The organism is Nitrosospira briensis C-128, assembly GCF_000619905.2.
Lineage (GTDB): Bacteria > Pseudomonadota > Gammaproteobacteria > Burkholderiales > Nitrosomonadaceae > Nitrosospira > Nitrosospira briensis.
The window spans coordinates 1,654,796-1,672,887 of sequence record NZ_CP012371.1; the positions used below are offsets into that span (position 1 = coordinate 1,654,796).

Consider the following 18,092-nt stretch of genomic DNA (forward strand, 5'->3'; position numbering starts at 1 on the left):
TTGCCACACTTCATCTTTGTTGCCACCTATCGCCCATGGGGCCCAAGGCGGTTCATGATTGCTCATGGCGATCATTGCGCTTGTTTTGATTTGCCCTGTCAATGCTTTCCTCGATAATTTCGGCGTCCTCGATAACGACATAGGGTGCTTCCACTGCATCCATCGATTTTTGCAATTTGCGGCGCAGCCACCATAACCTGAGTCCAAATCCAACGGCAGCGACCGCGAATAACGCAAGAAATGCGGTAAAAAAGAAAATACCCAGAACCACCATGATGATCAAAAATGGGGCCAGGAGCAGGTAAGTGAGCCAGCGCTTGCCAGGGCTGCCACCATCGGCACGAAAAATATGCACGGTCTCGTCTTCGGGACCGCCGGCATTTCCCTGCCGCGATATGCGCTTTATGATTATCCGATCGTTTTCGTCCATGATTTCGATTTTTTCCGATCGCGCATCAGTTCTTCAATCTCCGCTACCGTTTTGGGCGCGGCTCCCGTCAATACTTCACACCCGGTCTCCGTCACTGCCACGTCGTCTTCGATGCGTATACCGATATTCCAGAAATGCCGTGGGACATTGTCGGCCGGGCGGACATAACACCCCGGTTCCACTGTCAGGGTCATTCCCGGCTGCAGCGGGCGCCATTCTCCGTTATGCTTGTATTCGCCCACGTCATGCACATCCAATCCCAGCCAGTGGCCGGTGCGGTGCATGTAAAAACGCTTGTAGTCTTCCGATCGGATAACTTCATCTACACTGCCGTGGCACAGGCCGAGATCGATGAAACCTTGAGCCAGCACCTGCAATGCGGCGTTATGCGGGGCATCCCAGGTGTTGCCCGGCCGCACCGCCTTTATCGCTGTTGCCTGTGCGGACAATACCAATTCGTATAAATCCCGTTGTGCCGGGTTGAATTTTCCGTCCACCGGAAAGGTCCGCGTAATGTCGGCGGCGTAGCCGTCCAATTCGCAACCGGCGTCGATCAATAACAATTCGCCGGCCTTCAGCCTGGTATTGTTTTCGACATAGTGCAGTACGCAGGCGTTCGCCCCACACGCAACGATGGATGTATAGGCAGGCGCCTGCGCGCCATGGCGGCGAAACTCGTGCAGCAATTCGGCCTCCACTTCATATTCGCCCATGCCGGGACGCGTGTTCTGCATGGCACGGCGATGGGCGCCGCTGGAAATCTCCGCCGCACGGCGCATGACTTGAAGCTCTTCCGTACTTTTGAACAGGCGCATCTCATCCAGCAGCAACCGGATGTCACGAATTTCGGCCGGCGCGGCAGTACCGCTACGCGATTGTTGCCGCACCCGGTTGACCCAGCCAATCACGCGCGCGTCCCACGCCGTGTCGTCGCCCAGCGCGCAAAAAACGGCGGGTTGGTCCGCCAGCAGTTGGGGCAGCATTTCGTCCAGCTTGGCGATGGGATATGTTTCGTCAAACTCGAATGCTTCCCGGGCACCCTCGGGCCCGTAACGGAACCCATTCCAGATTTCATATTCGACATTTTTCTCGCGGCAAAACAGGATGCTCTTTGGTGCATCCGTACCGGCCCCTGCCACGACCACAAGTACTGCCTCGGGCTCGCCAAAGCCTGTCAGGTAATAAAAATAGCTGTCGAAGCGATAGGGATAATGCGCATCTCTATTTCGCACCCGCTCCGGCGCGGTAGGAATGATGGCAACGCCCTTCCGCATTTGGGATGCCAGACGATGGCGCCGTTCGCTGAAGGCTTGAATGGGGATCATGGATAAAGATTCTTACAGCATTTGCCGGATAAAGCAAAATATCCCGGTGGTTTTTGGTCGATTTTTGATGGGTTGCGCTTTGCTTCACCCATCCTACGGAAGAGTTAGTCAATAGGTGTGTTTTAGCCGGGAATCGATCAGTTGAAGCCGCTCCGGCGTGCCTACGTCTATCCATACGCCTTGGTAATGTTGGCCGCTCACTTTACCCGATGAAATTGCCTGGCGCAGCAGGGGCGCAAGTTTCGCCAGGGAACCCGGCACGATATCGGCGAAGAGCTTTGGCTGGTAGACGCCAATACCGCTGAAGGTAAGGTTATTTTTCCCCGAAAGCGCCACTCTGCCGGAATCAAGGGTGAAGTCGCCCTCGGGATGATGACGAGGATTATCGACCAGTACCAGATGGGCGAGATCGCCATCCAGGCTGGCTTGCATGTGCCGTAAAACCGGGAGGAGGGAGGAAAAATCGATTTCACAATAGATATCTGCATTAACCGCCAGGAACGGTTGACCCCCCCGATTTTCCCGCTCATGTCTCAGAAAGGGTAGCGCTTGGGCGATGCCGCCCGCGGTTTCCAATGCGACCGGCTCACGCGAATAACGGATGTTTACACCATAACGGTCGCCGTTGCCGAGCGCAGCCTCGATCATGTGCCCCAGATGAGCATGGTTGATGACGATGTCGGCAAAGCCGACGCGCGCAAGACTTTCCAGCTGATATTCGATCAGCGCCTTATTCCCCACGCGCAGCAGCGGCTTGGGTAATGTATCCGTCAGGGGACGCATGCGCTCGCCGCGCCCCGCTGCCAGGATCATGGCCTTGAAGGAGACATTTTCAGAAGGTGTAGCCAACTTTCGCTTCCGTCGATTTGGTGACCGTCCATTCGTCCAGCAGCGTCAGCAGAGGATGAAGTTCGCGGTAGCGCTCGCACGCCTTTCGCAAATATTCCTCCACCAATGGTATATGGGTGAGGTAATCGCTTTTGCCGTCACGGTAATTCAGGCGCGAGAAGATCCCCAGCACCTTGATATGGCGCTGTACGCCCATCCATTCAAAATCGCGATAAAAATCGGCAAAATCGCCAGCCACCGGCAGCCCGAGTTTGCGCGCCTGTTCCCAATAGCGGATCAGCCAGTCCAGTATGCGTTCCTCGCTCCAACTTATGTACGCGTCCTTGAACAGCGACACCAGATCATAGGTAATGGGTCCATAGACCGCATCCTGAAAATCGATAATGCCCGGATTGGGGGTGGTCACCATCAGGTTGCGCGAATGATAGTCACGATGCACAAACACCCTGGGTTGAGCCAGGTTGTTCTGGATGATTCGTTGGAAAATGCGGTCCAGTTCCGCTTTTTGAGCCGACCCGGGCACGACATGCAGATGCCTGCCCAGATACCAGTCCGGGAACAGGTTCAGCTCTCTCAACAGCAGCGCTTCGTCGTAATCCGGCACTACATTCGCGTAGCTCGCAAGCTGGATTTTAATGAGCGCCGCCACCGCGTCACGGTATAAGCAATCAGTATCATCTGCATCGCCGTTCAGCGCCTGGAGATAGGTTGTGCTTCCGAGATCGGAAAGCAGCAGGAAACCTTGCGCCAGATCCTGCGCCAGGATTTCCGGCACATGCACGCCTGCCGCGGCGAATAACCCGGCCACGTGCACAAAAGGCGCGCAATCTTCCTGAGGCGGCGGTGCATCCATTGCGATCAGCGTCCCGTCGCTGAACGTCACACGAAAATAACGGCGGAAACTCGCATCTGCGGAGGCGGGCGCCAATGTGAAGGGTTTACCGGGAAATTGTGTCCCGATCCAGTTTTCCAGGAGGCGAAAACGCTCCATAATAGTTCGCTGATTGCCTATTTTGCCGAAGTATGAGATTTTAGCACGCGTGCGTCACTCCTCACCCGGCCGGGTGAGGGAGCAAAAATTATGGAGATAACCATGGCTAGTCAAAAAGTAGTGGACGAAATCGTCACCAAGGTCAATGAGCTTTTGTCACAGAATCCTATAAAGGATGTGGAAAAGAACATGCGGGTCATGCTTTCGGGATTATTCACCCGCCTCGATCTGGTAACCCGCGAAGAATTCGAGGTGCAGCAGGAAATACTCAAACGCACACGCGAGAAATTGACGGCGCTGGAAACCAGGGTCGCCGCGCTTGAAGCTGCCGCTAAGTCGGATAAATCGGCAGGCACGCTCGATGTTCCGGTGGAGACGCTGGATGATCTGTCGGAGACGGAATAATCAGCTATTCGATATTAAAATGTCGCGTTTTCGGACATCCAGCAACGACTCGATTCCGCCGTACTATTCCTATTGATCCTGTTGCTTCTGGTTGAGGATCTTTCTGCATGCCGCTAGCTATTCTCTATAGCCGAGCGATCTCCGGCATGGAGGCGCCACTGGTCACGGTGGAAGTTCACATCGCAAACGGTCTGCCCAGCTTTACCATCGTCGGACTACCGGAAGCGGAAGTGAAAGAAAGTAAAGACCGGGTGCGGGCGGCGCTGCAAAACGCGCAATTCGAATTTCCCGCCCGGCGCATCACCGTCAATCTCGCCCCCGCCGATTTGCCCAAGGAGAGCGGGCGCTTCGATCTGCCTATCGCACTGGGCATACTGGCGGCAACGGGCCAAACCCCTTCGGACAAGCTCGACAGATATGAATGGGCGGGTGAACTCGCCCTGACTGGAGAGCTGCGCGCGATACGCGGCGCATTGGCAATGACGTACGGCGCAGCGCGTTCCGGACGAAGTTTCGTGCTACCTGCGCAAAACGCGCCTGAAGCCGCCCTGGTCAAGGAAGCCGCCGTTTATCCGGCGACATCGCTGCTTCAGATTTGCGCACACCTTGCCGGGCGCGAGCCGTTGCAGCTTTATACGGCATCCAGCGTAGCAGGCACGGAAACGAGCACGTTCCAGCATCCGGGCATGGAAGAGGTGAAAGGCCAGGCGCACGCCAAGCGTGCCCTGGAAATCGCGGCGGCAGGCGGCCACAGCGTGTTGATGGTGGGTCCGCCCGGCACGGGCAAGTCCATGCTGGCTGCGCGCCTTCCCGGCATTTTGCCCTCCATGACCGAGGATGAGGCACTTGAATCCGCGGCGATGCAGTCCCTGAGCAGTGGCGGCTTCAACGTTGCCAACTGGAAACGCCGCCCTTATCGCTCGCCGCACCATACGGCATCGGGTGTTGCGCTGGTCGGCGGCGGCAGCAATCCGCGCCCCGGCGAGATTTCGCTGGCGATGAACGGGGTGTTGTTTCTCGACGAACTGCCGGAATTCGACCGCAAGGTTCTGGAAGTATTGCGCGAACCGCTGGAATCGGGACGTATTACCATATCACGTGCGGCACGCCAGGCGGATTTTCCCGCTCGGTTCCAGCTGATTGCGGCGATGAACCCCTGCCTCTGCGGTTATCTGGGACATTACAGCGGGAAATGCCATTGTACTCCCGACCAGGTGGCGCGCTACCGCGGCAAAATCTCGGGCCCGTTGCTTGATCGTATCGATATACAGGTGGAGGTGCCCGCCGTACCACAGGAAGATTTGATGCGCCAGGCGCAAGGCGAAACGAGCAAGGCGATCGGGGAACGGGTTGAATTGGCTTATCAGCGCCAAATAGCCCGGCAAGGCAAGGCCAACGCCCATCTGGCAGTAAAGGATATCGATAGGTACTGTGTGCCGGATGCGCTGGGGGAGACTTTGCTCAAACAAGCCATCAGCCGCCTGAATTTTTCCGCACGCGCTTATCACCGCGTCCTGAAAGTGGCACGCACCATCGCCGATCTGGCGGCAAGCGAAACCATAGCCAGCGCCCATATTGCGGAAGCGGTGCAGTACCGGAAGCTGGACAGGAATTAGACCAGCCAGGGTGTATCAAGCCACTCTCAATCACATGGATCAATATGGCGCAACTTGGCGAGCCCATTCGATTCCACCTTTGTCATTCAGATGGTTTTGTCGAGTTACGCCGGCTACCCTGAAAAAACCAGATCTATTGAATCCGACGTACCTCTGCTTTGCGGCGTAAAATATTTTTTATCAAACGGCTTGACAGCGATAATTCCGTATACTAATTTTAAACATGCTGGAAGAAACAAACCGGGGAGAAGCCTGTGTTCATCCCGCAGGACAAACATCGCAGTCTCAATCCAGCCTGATATTACATTCCCCAATTCCCTTGAGTTATCGCTGCTACTTTCCATAAAAAGGAGTTAATAATGTCTGATGAGCAGAAACCGGAGGATTCTCCAGCACCCGTTCCGGAAATTGATCCACAGGCAGCGAGAGCGCCGCAGCCTCGTTCACTGGCTGCAAATGCCAGACTGGCCGATCTTACGATCGGCGATCTGACTTCCATTATTGCGGCTGAGACCAACAAAGCCATCGCATCCCGCTTGGGCAATCTCGGCAATATAGGCGCTGCCGGCAGTCATGTGAATTCCGGTCCGCCGGGATTTGTCAACGGTGGTGGCCATGCCAATTTCGACCCAGCCAGAGGCATCGGCAATCGCGTGAATGTCGGCGATCTCGGCAGGGCAGGTGTCCATGTGAACTCCGGCCCGCCGGGATTCGTCAACGGCGGCGGTCATGCCAATTTCGACCCAGCCAGAGGCATCGGCAATCGCGTGAATGTCGGTGATCTCGGCAGGGCAGGTGTCCATGTGAACTCCGGCCCGCCGGGATTCGTCAATGGCGGGGGACATGCCAATTTCGATCCGGCCAGAGGCATCGGCAATCGCGTGAATGTAGGCGATCTTGCCAGGGCCGGCTCGCATGTGAATTCCGGCCCTCCGGGATTCGTCAATGGCGGGGGGCATGCCAATTTCGATCCCAGGGTTAACGTGGGCGCCGGGCTCATCAACGTCACCTTGCCGGACGGAGGCCAGGTCGCCATTCCGGCTGCCGGCCCGGTGGATTTGCACGTACGCGGCTTCCACATTACACGTTAGCCAACCCGGCCGATGAATCATATGCCGCTCCATGTTGGTTGAGGGGGCGACCTGGTCAGGTCGTGCCGCCCGATCGCTTCGCGCTTTTGTCGAAGCGGCCTGCCAGGATGAAAAGTTGCGCCGGTTACTCGAAATTGATCCTGCGACAGCGCTGCGCGAGTGGCAGTGGGAATCCGATGTCGTGCCGGCGTCGCTGCCTCCGCCTATGGGCGCGGTATCGGTCTGTATCGATGACGCGAGCCTGTTGGGTCCGATAGCGTGGCGAACCGAGACGGATAAAGCACTGTTGCGGCAAACGCAGCTGCGCCTTTTACTTGCGGGCGCCAAGCCTCTGGCCCTGATCCATGGCAGCGAGCAAAGCCTGACCGCCTTGGCAGCCTGGATGCGGGCCCGCGGTTACTACACGCTGCTTGGTCCGCACGAATTCCTGCCGCAACACGATTCATGCAAGGGTGGCTACAGTAATCGCATGACAAAGGTAACCAGCGCACGGGCCGGTTCCGGCGCATGGCGTGGATTGCTGGTTGCTCCCGACGAACAAACCGTGCTGATGGCATGGCTATGTCAGCTGTTTGGATGGGAAAGCTTCCTGGGAAGACTGCTCGGTTATCCGTCCTGCTGCTGCAAAGCGTTCGAAGACCGCTGGCCAATCGCTGCTTCGAACCACGAAGGGGACGTAGGCCTCATGCTGCTGGAGGAATCGGAAGCGGCGCCGACGGTGCATAATCTGAGTTGGACCACAAACATTTTTTCGCGCTATTTTGGGTGGGAAATTATTCAGCATTTTCCCTGCCGGCTGGATTGTCCCGCCACGACAAATCTGGCCCGGCGCTATTTCGCGGTACTTACACACTATTGGCCGGCGGAAGCGCAGGAGATACTGGGATATTTGGCATCTCCCCTGCTGGTGATCCCCAATCACGGCTACAGCCTTTTTCGCGGCGGATGCGTGATACGTGAGAACAACGGCACAAGCCTGATCTATGATCCCGAACAGGTCCGGATTATCGGTATGGACAGTATGTTTACCGATGAAATCGTATCTTCGTCCCGATTGACGGCGGGTATGAACGGGGGCTGGAAAATTGCCGGTGGCGACGTTCCAGGCTGGCTGCTGGATGTCAGCCTCGATGAGGCTGTTTAGGAGAATCGCGATATGAAATATTTCAGCAGGCCCTACAGGGAAAGTGCCGAAAGTACCTATTTGGCGGAGGCTCACAGCAAGCACTACGAACCTTTCGGTACGATCAGCTTAAGCGATCAAACCGTGCTGGGCACGGAAGGCATTGTCCTGGAGGATATCGCGGGCGAGACGCTTGCCATTCACCCCGAGAATGCGGCGTGGGCATTTCTCAGTGCCGGCGAGTCAAAGTGGTTTCGGCAACTGGATAAAAAGCCCTTTGGCTGGTTACGCCATAATCTATCGCAATACGGTCCGGATAATGCACTCGATTTTGCCGCCCAACTCTATCGGCGCGGTCTGCTGACGCTTAATGGACATGCTGCCGTGGACCGGCGGATGTTCGCGGACGGGCCCAATTACGACGAGGGAAACCTGATCGAGCTGCTCATTACCGAGAAATGCAATCTTGCCTGTCCCTACTGCCTGGCGGGAGCCAACTCATCCATGCCGGCCATGGATCGGGATATTGCCCGAAAGACTGTGGATCTTGCATTTGCCATGCGCGAGAGCGACACGCTGGCTTTCGAGTTTGCCGGGGGTGAGCCGTTCCTGAAATATGAGCTCATGAAGGAAACCGTGACATACATTCGTAATCATCCATTACGAGGCAACCGCAGGCTATTTCTCAGCACGCAAACCAATGCCACCTTACTGAATGAGGAACGGGTCCGCTGGCTGAAGGAGGAGGATATCCGGGTAGGAATTTCTCTCGATGGAGGCGCACAACAGCAGAATTCGAGCCGCCCTCAGGTCAACGGCAAGGAGTCCTTCAGCAAGATTGCCAGAGGAATCGACCTGCTGCACCGGTTCGAGGTACCCTTTGGTGGCCTGGTGGTGCTGAACCGGTCCAATGCGGAAGACCCGGCGGCCTTGGCCGCCACCATGCTCAATCTCGGCATCCATGGCTTTCGGCTGAATCCCGTGGCCTATCTGGGCGATGCGCGAAAGAACTGGAACAAGGTTGGTTTGAGCCAGGATCAGATTATTGATTTTGTCAAAGACCTGATGAGCCACGTAGTGGCGCAAAAATTGCCATTGCTGGAGGACAACGTCCGCAGCATGTGCGACTTTCTCACCAGTAAACAGCGTAGAACGCGCTGCATGCGAACCCACTGCGGAGCGGGGGAAACTTTCCAGGCCGTTGCCGCCAATGGTGATATCTATCCCTGCGGCCGTGCCACGCAATCACCCGGGCTCAAGCTGGGAAACATTTTCGATGCCGGCCTGGAAAGCCTATCACAACCGTCCCGGCATAATGCCGTCATACAGCAAATTCGCGAACGCCGCCCCACTGATCTCGAAGGGTGCGACACCTGCTCCTATCGGCAGCTATGTCAGTCCGGGTGTTCCGCGCAGGCCTGGGAGCGTTATGGCACGGTCCGCCACCGTACCCCCGAATGCTCCTTTTACAAAACGCTTTATCCCTATTTGATGCGCTGGCTGTCCTTCGATGAAATCGCGTTCGATCACCTGAACACTTACAATTATTTCAATAACGAGGGTAAACGCTTTTCCCGCGACTTTGCCCCCATAAAATACCATGCGGTAGCAGTGTGAAGCTCAACGACGCCGGTCTAAAGGAAGGACTGCCGAAACATGTACTGACGGACTGTGCGGGCCTGTGTTACCCGGCCGGGCCCGGCGAAACCGTTGACATATTGCTCGGATTCTCCACGCTGGCCCGTTCGGTACGCTTACGGAACCAGCTCTCCGTAGCGATGGACACAATGGACGCGAACGAGCACCCGCTCGCGCAGCGTCTTATCGCGACCCTTGACAACCTGCCTGCCGATGCCCGCGCCCGGCTGTTTTCCACTCCACTGGCGGAAATAGACACCGCCCCGAGGGCGGAACCGGACGACGCCGGTAATCCCGGCGCGGGAAAGATATTGTCCGGGGTGCGGCATTTCATTCACCATCCCGACGTACGCAACATCACCTTTATTCTGCCCCGTTGTCTCTTCTCGACGGGTCCGCTGTATCTGCCGCATGTCCATGCTGTGCTGTCCAATGATGCGCCAGGCGTCACACTGGCGGTGGTGGAAAATGACGGTAAAACCCATTTCGTCTGGAGTGATGGATTGAGTCTGACGCTTGTCAATGACGGAAGCGGATTACCAGCGGGTTTCAGTCATCCCCGCCTCGCGGCCCTGCCGTCTATTGGAGGTTTTCCCGTGCTTAATGGAGTCGCCGAAGTCACTCCCCTGCTATCCTCTTTCGAACCCGCAACGGATGATGAGATTGACGTGGGAGCCGGGCGCATCGAAGCAGCGCTGGAACTGCTTAACCAGATCTGGCCGCTCGCCTTCCATGCCCTCCATCGCCACGTCAAGGCATTGTGTATTCTGAAACAACGCGGGTACTCGCGCAGCCACAGCCCGCCGGAGCTGCCGGGAACAATATTCATGAGTGCCGATGACGTCGAGCATATCGGCGATTTGTTGTGCCATGAATCGAGCCATATCAGGATGAATATTTTCCGGCGCTACGATGCGATTGCCCGTGCGCGCGATCCAGACTCGGAAGCCATCGGTTTCGTCTCCCCCTGGCGGCCGGATTTACGTCCACTGCGGGGACTGGTGGATGGCGTACATGCTTTTCTCAATGTTTGCCGCTATTATCGTCGGTTGGAGATGCGATTTCCCGATGCATGGACCGCCGGCACGATTTATGAGCGACAAAAACGGAATGTGATTCAGGCAGGCATTACGTTGCGCGAGCACGCTGTGCCGACGCAGATCGGCGCCCTCCTGCTGGAAGAATTTGCCCGCGAGGAAGGCTTGCTGTGAATACTCTCACTCCCGACTGCATGATCGATACCGGCACGGGTTTGAATATCGACCCTTCGTCGCTTGCCCGGCTGCGTATGGAATTCCTTGATCGTGGCGCGGCCGTATTGGGCCCACCCGCTCTCAACCATGATACGCATATGAATCTTCTCGGCGAGGCGCTTGCGCAACGGCGGGATGCCAGCTGGAGCCTGGTTGCGAAGCAGTGTCCTGGAGAAATCTCCCAGCATAATGTACGCGCGCATCTCGGACCGCACGCACGGAGCTTTCTCTCGTCGGCATCTGTACTGGCCTATCTGGAGCGTGTCACCGGCCATCGGCTTGCTCCGTCCTGGAGTGCCAGTTGCTATACCTATTACGATGAGCCAGGTCAACACATGGGCGAGCACTGCGACAAAAAGGAAGCCTGTCGCATTGCTCTGCTGATCTACCTTCAGACCCTCTGGATGCCCGGTGTCCAACCGTCGACGGGGCTTCAACTACACGTCTTTCGCGGCGACAATGCAGCAAGCGGGTTACTGCTACGCATCACCGGGTTGTCCAACCGGATTGTTTTCCTGAACGGCGCGGAGCAGGCGCACCTGCGGCCCGCTCTGGCTGCGGGGGAACATATGACGATGCTGGCGGGCTGCTACCGGCTAGCAACCCCGGAATAACCCACAAGACAACCTTAACGCCATGCAATGGAATGATTGGCCTCCAAGCGATCCTGCGCTTATGCCAGGTTACGAAGCGTGGCGAGTTGGAAAGCTCGAGGATGCCCGGTTGTTCTTTCAGGCAAGCGCAGAGAAGCAACCGGACCAGGCTGATGTCTGGCGCGGGTTAGGTAATGTTGCCTGGTCCCGCAAGGATTTTACGGTCGCGCTTACCCATTTCAGCGCAGCGTTACACCTGGCGCCGTGGAATCCGATGCACTGGGGTAATGTGGGCTTGGTTCGCCGCGACCTTGGCGAACCGCAAGCCGCGATATCGGCCTTTCGCGTTGCGCTCGGCCTTGATCCGGAATATGCGCCAGCACTCAATGAATGGGCAAATGTCTTATTCGATGTGGGTCGCTATGCGGAAGCATTGCCGCTGTATGATGCCTCGCTGGCAATCGACAGTGATCGAGCGGTAATACATCACAACAAGGGAGTCTGCTTGCGCTATCTGGGAAGATTGCCGGAAGCAGTATGCTATTTTCGCGCCGCGTTGATACTGGACCCTGGTTACCACTATTCCCTGGAAGAACTGCAGCGCCTGGGGGAAACATAGGTACCAAACAATAAAACCCGCAAACCGGTAACCGCACTCTACGATGTCGTGATCGTGGGCGGCGGCATTGTCGGCTTGTACCCAACGCCTGGCGACGGTTGGGGATGGTTAGGGCAAATGCCCGCAGGGGCGTGATAGAATCAACCTCCACCTCAAACGTAGTACTGCCATGAACGAAACCCCTCGCACCAAATTGCTGGAAGAAATCCTCGCACGCCGCATTGTGCTGCTGGACGGCGCCATGGGAACCATGATCCAGAGCTACAGGCTCAACGAAGCGGATTATCGTGGCGCTCGCTTTGCCGATTTTCCCCATGACATCAAAGGCAATAACGATCTTCTGACGCTCACCCAGCCGCAGGTTATCCGCGCCATCCACGATGCCTATCTGGAAGCCGGTGCGGATATCATCGAAACCAACACCTTCAATTCCACCGCCGCCTCGATGTCGGATTACCACATGCAGGATCTGGTATACGAACTCAATTTTGCCGGCGCCAAACTCGCGCGGGAAGCGGCACAGGCGATGGAGGCGAAAACGCCGGAAAAACCGCGCTTTGTTGCGGGCGTGCTGGGTCCGACCACTAAGACGGCATCGATCTCCCCGGATGTCAATGACCCGGGTTTCCGCGGCATCACTTTCGATCAACTGGTGGCGGATTATTCCGAATCCATTCGCGGCCTGATCGACGGCGGCGCGGATATCCTGCTGGTCGAAACCATATTCGATACGCTCAATGCCAAGGCAGCACTGTTCGCTGTGGATCAATATTTCGAGACGCACGGCACAAGATTTCCTGTGATGATTTCGGCAACGATTACCGATGCTTCGGGACGTACGCTTTCCGGGCAGACGCCGGAGGCTTTCTGGAATTCCGTAAGTAACGCACGGCCATTGTCGGTCGGGCTCAACTGCGCGCTGGGGGCGGAGTTGATGCGTCCCTATATCGAAGATTTATCCAGGGTGGCCGGTGTGCGTGTCAGCGCGCATCCCAATGCCGGCCTGCCCAATCCGCTGGCTGAGACAGGCTATGACGAGTCGCCTGAATACACCGCGGGTCTGATAAAAGATTTTGCGCAATCGGGTTTCGTCAATATCGTCGGCGGCTGCTGCGGTACGACACCCGCCCATATCAAAGCGATTGCGGATGCAGTGAGCGGTATCGCACCGCGAGTCATACCCGATATTCCAAAAAAATTGCGGCTGTCCGGCCTGGAGCCGCTCGCCATTGGCGATGATTCATTGTTCGTGAATGTCGGCGAGCGAACCAACGTTACCGGTTCGAAGGCCTTCGCCCGTTTGATACTGAACAACAATTATTCGGAAGCGCTGAGCGTTGCCCGCAACCAGGTCGAGAGTGGCGCGCAGATCATCGATATCAACATGGATGAAGCGATGCTGGACTCGCAGAAGGCGATGGTTACGTTCCTGAACCTTGTCGCCGCCGAGCCGGATATCAGCCGTGTGCCCATCATGCTGGACTCGAGCAAGTGGTCGGTGATCGAAGCGGGACTGAAATGTATTCAGGGCAAGGCGATCATCAATTCCATCAGCTTGAAGGAAGGCGAAGCGGAGTTCATCGAACATGCGAAGCTTGCGCTCCGCTACGGGGCAGCGGTAATTGTCATGGCGTTCGATGAAGCAGGTCAGGCTGATACGCTTGAGCGCAAAGTGGACATTTGCACGCGCTGCTACCGCATTCTTGTGGATGAGGTAGGCTTTCCACCTGAGGACATCATTTTTGATCCCAATGTTTTCGCGGTCGCCACGGGCATCGAGGAACATAACAATTACGGCCTGGATTACATCAATGCCACGCGCCTGATCAAGCAAACCCTGCCGTATGTCAAGGTGAGCGGCGGCGTTTCCAATGTGTCGTTCTCTTTCCGCGGCAACGAGCCGGTGCGGGAAGCGATCCATACCGCTTTCCTCTACCACGCGGTTCGCGCCGGCATGACCATGGGCATCGTCAACGCCGGGCAACTTGGCGTTTATTCGGATATCCCCAAGGATCTGCTGGAACGGGTCGAGGATGTGCTGCTGAACCGCCCCCCCAAAGAAGGTGGAGACGCAAGCGCCACCGAGCGGCTGGTGGAATTTGCCGAGAGCTTCAAGGGACAGACCAAGGAGAACGTTGAAGACCTTGCCTGGCGCAACGAGTCGCTGCAGCAACGCCTGACTCACGCGCTGGTAAGGGGTATCACCACTTACATCGTGGAAGATACCGAGGCGGCACGGCTCGAAGTCGCTGAGGCAGGCGGGCGCCCCATCCAGGTGATCGAGGGGCCGCTCATGAACGGGATGAATGTGGTGGGCGACCTGTTCGGCTCGGGCAAGATGTTTTTGCCCCAGGTGGTCAAGTCAGCGCGAGTCATGAAGCAGGCGGTGGCGCACCTGCTGCCGTTTATTGAAGCGGAAAAGAAACTGCTGGGCGATTCCAGGCCCAAGGGCAAGATCGTGATCGCCACGGTCAAGGGCGATGTTCACGATATCGGCAAGAATATCGTCACGGTAGTCCTTCAGTGTAACAATTATGCCGTGGTGAATATGGGCGTAATGGTGCCTGCTGCACAGATTCTGGAAATGGCGCGGCGTGAGCAGGCCGACATGATCGGGCTGTCGGGCCTGATTACGCCCTCGCTGGAGGAAATGGCGCATGTGGCGAAGGAAATGGAACGGGAAGGTTTTACCATTCCTTTATTGATCGGCGGGGCAACCACTTCGCGTGTGCACACTGCCGTGAAAGTGGCTCCCCATTACAGCGGCATTACCGTATGGGTCCCGGATGCGAGCCGCGCCGTGAGCGTGTGCAGTAACTTGCTGTCGGAGGATCTGAAGGCGGGTTACGTGGAGAAACTCCAGGCCGAGTACGAAAAAGTGCGCGCCCAGCATAAAAATAAAAGGGGGCCTGCGCCAATGCTATCCATAGCGGATGCCCGGAAGAATTCTTTTAAAATCGATTGGGAGAGCTACACGCCGCCTGAACCGGATTTCATCGGCGTAAGGTCCTTGAGAAACTATCCACTGGAAAAACTGGTACCTTTCATCGACTGGACGCCGTTCTTTCAGGCGTGGGAATTGTCCGGCCGGTTTCCGGCAATTCTGCAGGACGAGGTGGTGGGAGAAGCGGCCACCAATCTGTACCGCGACGCCCAGGACATGCTGAAAAAAATCGTCGAGCAGAAATGGCTGACAGCCAATGCCGTGTTTGGCCTTTTTCCCGCCAACACGGTAAATGATGACGACGTTGAAATCTACACGGATAAGGCTCGCACCCGGCTGGCAATGACTTTTCACAATTTGCGCCAGCAGACCAAGAAACCGGCCGGGCGTCCAAACCTGTGCCTGGCTGATTTCGTCGCGCCCAAGGAAACCGGTATAAAGGATGCCATCGGGGCATTCGCGGTGACTGCAGGTATGGGTATCGACGCGCGGATAAAAGCATTCGAGGAGGCGCATGACGACTACAGCGCAATCATCCTGAAGGCGCTGGCGGACCGTCTGGCCGAAGCTTTCGCCGAGCACATGCATTGGCGGGTACGGCGCGAATTCTGGGGTTTTGCAAAAGATGAAGACCTGGATACCGAGCAACTCGTCGGCGAAGAGTATCGTGGCATCCGCCCCGCGCCGGGCTATCCCGCTTGCCCCGATCATACCGAGAAAGGGCCTTTGTTCGAAATGCTGAAAGCGCCCGAAAATGCGGGCATTATCATCACTGAATCTTACGCGATGGTGCCTACTGCGGCGGTATCCGGTTTTTATTTTTCTCACCCCGACGCCGATTATTTTGCGGTAGGCAAAATCGGCAAGGATCAGGTGGAAGATTATGCGAAGCGCAAAGGCTGGACGCTGGAGGAAACCGAGCAATGGCTGGCGCCCGTTCTCGCATATGATCGATAGCTACGGTCGAAAAGTGAATGTTGGTCGGCTGACGCCGGCCAACTGACTGCGGGCATGCGGTATTCTGTAGAAAGGTGATGCGAGACGAGTCGATCAGCTCTTCATGCGGGTGATTTTCGCCACTTCGGGAATACGCCTCAAGCTGCGCATCACTTGCGCCAGATGATGGCGGTTACGGACCTGCAACATGAAATTCATGGTTGTGTACGTACCCTCTCCTTCATCTTCGTCCATGGCAACATTGTCAATATTGGATCCGGCCTCGGCGATCGCAGCGGCCACTCTCGCCAGCACACCACGTTGATCGGCCACCAGCAGCTTGATGCTGACCTCGAACTGCCTGCTGATATCCTTGCCCCAAGCCACGTCCAGCCAGTTTTCCGAGTTACCGCGGTTTTTTAAAGCGGCCGGGCAGTCATGGGTATGAATCACAAGCCCCTGATCTTTCTTGATAAAGCCAACAATGGAATCCCCCGGGATGGGGCGGCAGCATTTCGCAAACTGCACTGCCATGCCTTCTGTGCCAAGTATGGTGATGACACCTCCGGTCCCATTCGGGCCGGAGGCGGATTCTCCCGGAACCGCCAGCCGTCTGGCAATTACCGCCGGCAGGTGCTTGCCCAGCCCCATATCCGCCAGTAAATCCGTCTTGGATTTAGCCCCGCTCTCACGTGCCAGTTTTTCCCACTGCGCCGCAGTTATCGTTTCGGGATCGACCTTGAGCGAAATTAAAGCTTGATTCAGCAAGCGCTCCCCCAGTTTGGCCGACTCTTCATATTGCATGGTCTTGAGAAAACGGCGGATATGCGAGCGTGCCTTGCCGGTGCCCACGTAATTAAGCCAGGCAGGATTGGGTTTTGCATGTGACGCAGTCACGATCTCCACGCGGTCGCCGCTTCGGAGCATGGTGCGCAGCGGCGCATTTTCGCCGTTTATTTTTGCCGCCACGCAGCAATCCCCGATGTCGGTATGCACTGCATAGGCGAAGTCCACCGCGGTGGATTCTTTCGGTAGCGCTAATATCTTGCCTTGGGGCGTAAATACGTAGACCTCTCCGGGAAACAGGTCAACTTTGAGATGTTCCAGGAATTCCAGCGAATCGGTGGAATCGCTGAGCGTCTCCAGCAGGCTCTGCAACCACTGGTGGGTTTTCATGTGCAGGTCGTTGAGATCTGCATCCGTACTCTTGTAGAGCCAGTGAGATGCGACACCTGCCTCGGCGATTCGATGCATTTCGGGAGTGCGAATTTGCACTTCGATGGGCGTGCCGTAGGGTCCCCACAAGGTGTTGTGCAACGACTGGTAGCCATTTCCCTTGGGGATGGCGATATAGTCCTTGAATTTTCCGGGGATGGGATTGTAGAGGCTGTGCAATGCACCCAGTGCGATATAACACGAGGGTACGTCTTTGACAATGACGCGAAAGCCGTAGATATCGAGGATCTCGGAGAATGTGAGATTCTTCTCCACCATTTTCGTGTAGATACTATAGAGCTGCTTTTCTCGCCCCGTCACCTCGGCATCCAGCCCTGCCACTTTAAGACGCTGCTTGATCGTATCCAGGATTTTCGTGACCATTTCCCGGCGATTTCCGCGGGCCGCCTTGGTGGCGTTGGCCAGAACACGGTAACGCGTCGGGAACAGGTAACGGAAGCTTAGATCCTGCAGCTCATGATAGATATTGTTGAGCCCCAGCCGATTGGCGATAGGGGCGTAGATTTCCATGGTTTCGCGCGCGATACGGCGCCGTTTCTCTGCCCGCATCGCTTCCAGCGTACGCATGTTGTGCAGGCGGTCCGCCAATTTGATAAGTATGACGCGCACGTCCCGCGCCATGGCCAGCAGCATTTTGCGGAAATTTTCCGCCTGTGCATCCGCATGGGTCTGGAACTCGATCTTGTCGAGCTTCGAAACACCGTCCACCAGATCCGCAACCGATTTGCCAAATCTATTACTGATCTCGGCTTTGGAGACATGCGTATCCTCCATCACATCGTGCAGTAGCGCGGCTGCCAGCGTCTGGGTGTCCAGGCGTAATTTGCCGAGTATGCTGGCTACCGCCAGCGGATGGGAGATATAGGGTTCGCCGGATTTTCGGAATTGCCCGGAGTGGGCGCTTTGACTGAAAAGGTAGGCGTTCTGAAGTTCGGAAACATCCTCCCGCTTAAGGTAGCTCGACAGCTCGCGAAAAAGGAAATTCGCCTCAGGCAAGGTAGCAGAAGAATCCGGCAGACCTCGTGCTCGCATCGTCGTTTCCT

14 protein-coding genes are annotated in these 18,092 nt (G+C 56.5%); 9 read left to right on the forward strand and 5 right to left on the reverse strand.

Annotated features, from left to right (window positions below):
• Positions 1 to 52: 52 nt before the first annotated feature.
• The 4 genes from F822_RS07455 to F822_RS07470 all read right to left on the reverse strand — a co-directional run bounded on the left by F822_RS07455 (position 53) and on the right by F822_RS07470 (position 3,595).
• Complete coding sequence (locus tag F822_RS07455; protein ID WP_051536711.1) at positions 53 to 430, reverse strand: hypothetical protein; 378 nt, start codon at positions 428 to 430, stop codon at positions 53 to 55.
• On the reverse strand, positions 409 to 1,755 hold the full coding sequence (pepP, locus tag F822_RS07460; RefSeq protein WP_025041416.1) for a Xaa-Pro aminopeptidase: 1,347 nt from the start codon (positions 1,753 to 1,755) through the stop codon (positions 409 to 411). The genes F822_RS07455 and pepP overlap by 22 nt, the downstream gene beginning before the upstream one ends.
• A 108-nt stretch (positions 1,756 to 1,863) precedes the next feature.
• On the reverse strand, positions 1,864 to 2,568 hold the full coding sequence (gene murU / locus F822_RS07465) for an N-acetylmuramate alpha-1-phosphate uridylyltransferase MurU (RefSeq protein WP_025041417.1): 705 nt from the start codon (positions 2,566 to 2,568) through the stop codon (positions 1,864 to 1,866).
• A 19-nt stretch (positions 2,569 to 2,587) separates the two neighbouring features.
• The gene (locus F822_RS07470) at positions 2,588 to 3,595 is read right to left on the reverse strand and encodes an aminoglycoside phosphotransferase family protein (protein ID WP_025041418.1); all 1,008 of its coding nucleotides are present in this window, start codon (positions 3,593 to 3,595) and stop codon (positions 2,588 to 2,590) included.
• A gap of 102 nt (positions 3,596 to 3,697) precedes the next feature.
• Here F822_RS07470 and F822_RS07475 point away from each other — a divergent pair, with 102 nt between their 5' ends.
• The 9 genes from F822_RS07475 to metH all read left to right on the forward strand — a co-directional run bounded on the left by F822_RS07475 (position 3,698) and on the right by metH (position 15,834).
• Complete coding sequence (locus F822_RS07475; protein WP_025041419.1) at positions 3,698 to 4,000, forward strand: accessory factor UbiK family protein; 303 nt, start codon at positions 3,698 to 3,700, stop codon at positions 3,998 to 4,000.
• Positions 4,001 to 4,107: 107 nt separating this feature from the next.
• Positions 4,108 to 5,616: a YifB family Mg chelatase-like AAA ATPase gene (locus F822_RS07480; protein WP_025041420.1), complete on the forward strand. Its 1,509-nt coding sequence runs from the start codon at positions 4,108 to 4,110 to the stop codon at positions 5,614 to 5,616.
• A gap of 359 nt (positions 5,617 to 5,975) precedes the next feature.
• A complete protein-coding gene (locus tag F822_RS07485; protein WP_025041421.1) occupies positions 5,976 to 6,707 on the forward strand; it encodes a hypothetical protein in 732 nt (243 codons plus the stop codon).
• Between the two features lie 31 nt (positions 6,708 to 6,738).
• Positions 6,739 to 7,851, forward strand: a complete 1,113-nt coding sequence (locus F822_RS07490) for a hypothetical protein (protein WP_025041422.1) — start codon at positions 6,739 to 6,741, stop codon at positions 7,849 to 7,851.
• Positions 7,852 to 7,863: 12 nt separating this feature from the next.
• Positions 7,864 to 9,447, forward strand: coding sequence for a radical SAM/SPASM domain-containing protein (locus F822_RS07495; RefSeq protein ID WP_025041423.1), 1,584 nt, complete (start codon positions 7,864 to 7,866; stop codon positions 9,445 to 9,447).
• Positions 9,444 to 10,679: an aKG-HExxH-type peptide beta-hydroxylase gene (locus F822_RS07500; RefSeq protein WP_025041424.1), complete on the forward strand. Its 1,236-nt coding sequence runs from the start codon at positions 9,444 to 9,446 to the stop codon at positions 10,677 to 10,679. Before F822_RS07495 ends, F822_RS07500 begins: the two co-directional genes overlap by 4 nt.
• The gene (locus F822_RS07505; protein ID WP_156304372.1) at positions 10,676 to 11,335 is read left to right on the forward strand and encodes a hypothetical protein; all 660 of its coding nucleotides are present in this window, start codon (positions 10,676 to 10,678) and stop codon (positions 11,333 to 11,335) included. Before F822_RS07500 ends, F822_RS07505 begins: the two co-directional genes overlap by 4 nt.
• Before the next feature lie 61 nt (positions 11,336 to 11,396).
• Entirely contained in the window at positions 11,397 to 11,933 is a 537-nt protein-coding gene (locus F822_RS07510) for a tetratricopeptide repeat protein (protein ID WP_197272799.1), read from the forward strand.
• A 169-nt stretch (positions 11,934 to 12,102) separates the two neighbouring features.
• Positions 12,103 to 15,834 carry a methionine synthase gene (gene metH / locus F822_RS07515; protein WP_025041427.1) on the forward strand — a complete coding sequence of 1,244 codons (3,732 nt, stop codon included), beginning with the start codon at positions 12,103 to 12,105 and terminating at the stop codon, positions 15,832 to 15,834.
• Between the two features lie 93 nt (positions 15,835 to 15,927).
• On the opposite strand, the gene F822_RS07520 is transcribed toward metH, so the two are convergent.
• Positions 15,928 to 18,081 (reverse strand): RelA/SpoT family protein, encoded by a 2,154-nt coding sequence (locus F822_RS07520; protein WP_025041428.1) that lies wholly within the window; start codon positions 18,079 to 18,081, stop codon positions 15,928 to 15,930.
• Positions 18,082 to 18,092 lie beyond the last annotated feature (11 nt).

Coding starts and splice junctions, on each gene's coding strand:
- F822_RS07455 (WP_051536711.1), bottom strand. CDS start 430: ATGGACGAAAACGATCGGATAATCATAAAGCGCATATCGCGGCAGGGA.
- pepP (WP_025041416.1), bottom strand. CDS start 1,755: ATGATCCCCATTCAAGCCTTCAGCGAACGGCGCCATCGTCTGGCATCC.
- murU (WP_025041417.1), bottom strand. CDS start 2,568: ATGATCCTGGCAGCGGGGCGCGGCGAGCGCATGCGTCCCCTGACGGAT.
- F822_RS07470 (WP_025041418.1), bottom strand. CDS start 3,595: ATGGAGCGTTTTCGCCTCCTGGAAAACTGGATCGGGACACAATTTCCC.
- F822_RS07475 (WP_025041419.1), top strand. CDS start 3,698: ATGGCTAGTCAAAAAGTAGTGGACGAAATCGTCACCAAGGTCAATGAG.
- F822_RS07480 (WP_025041420.1), top strand. CDS start 4,108: ATGCCGCTAGCTATTCTCTATAGCCGAGCGATCTCCGGCATGGAGGCG.
- F822_RS07485 (WP_025041421.1), top strand. CDS start 5,976: ATGTCTGATGAGCAGAAACCGGAGGATTCTCCAGCACCCGTTCCGGAA.
- F822_RS07490 (WP_025041422.1), top strand. CDS start 6,739: ATGTTGGTTGAGGGGGCGACCTGGTCAGGTCGTGCCGCCCGATCGCTT.
- F822_RS07495 (WP_025041423.1), top strand. CDS start 7,864: ATGAAATATTTCAGCAGGCCCTACAGGGAAAGTGCCGAAAGTACCTAT.
- F822_RS07510 (WP_197272799.1), top strand. CDS start 11,397: ATGCCAGGTTACGAAGCGTGGCGAGTTGGAAAGCTCGAGGATGCCCGG.
- metH (WP_025041427.1), top strand. CDS start 12,103: ATGAACGAAACCCCTCGCACCAAATTGCTGGAAGAAATCCTCGCACGC.
- F822_RS07520 (WP_025041428.1), bottom strand. CDS start 18,081: ATGCGAGCACGAGGTCTGCCGGATTCTTCTGCTACCTTGCCTGAGGCG.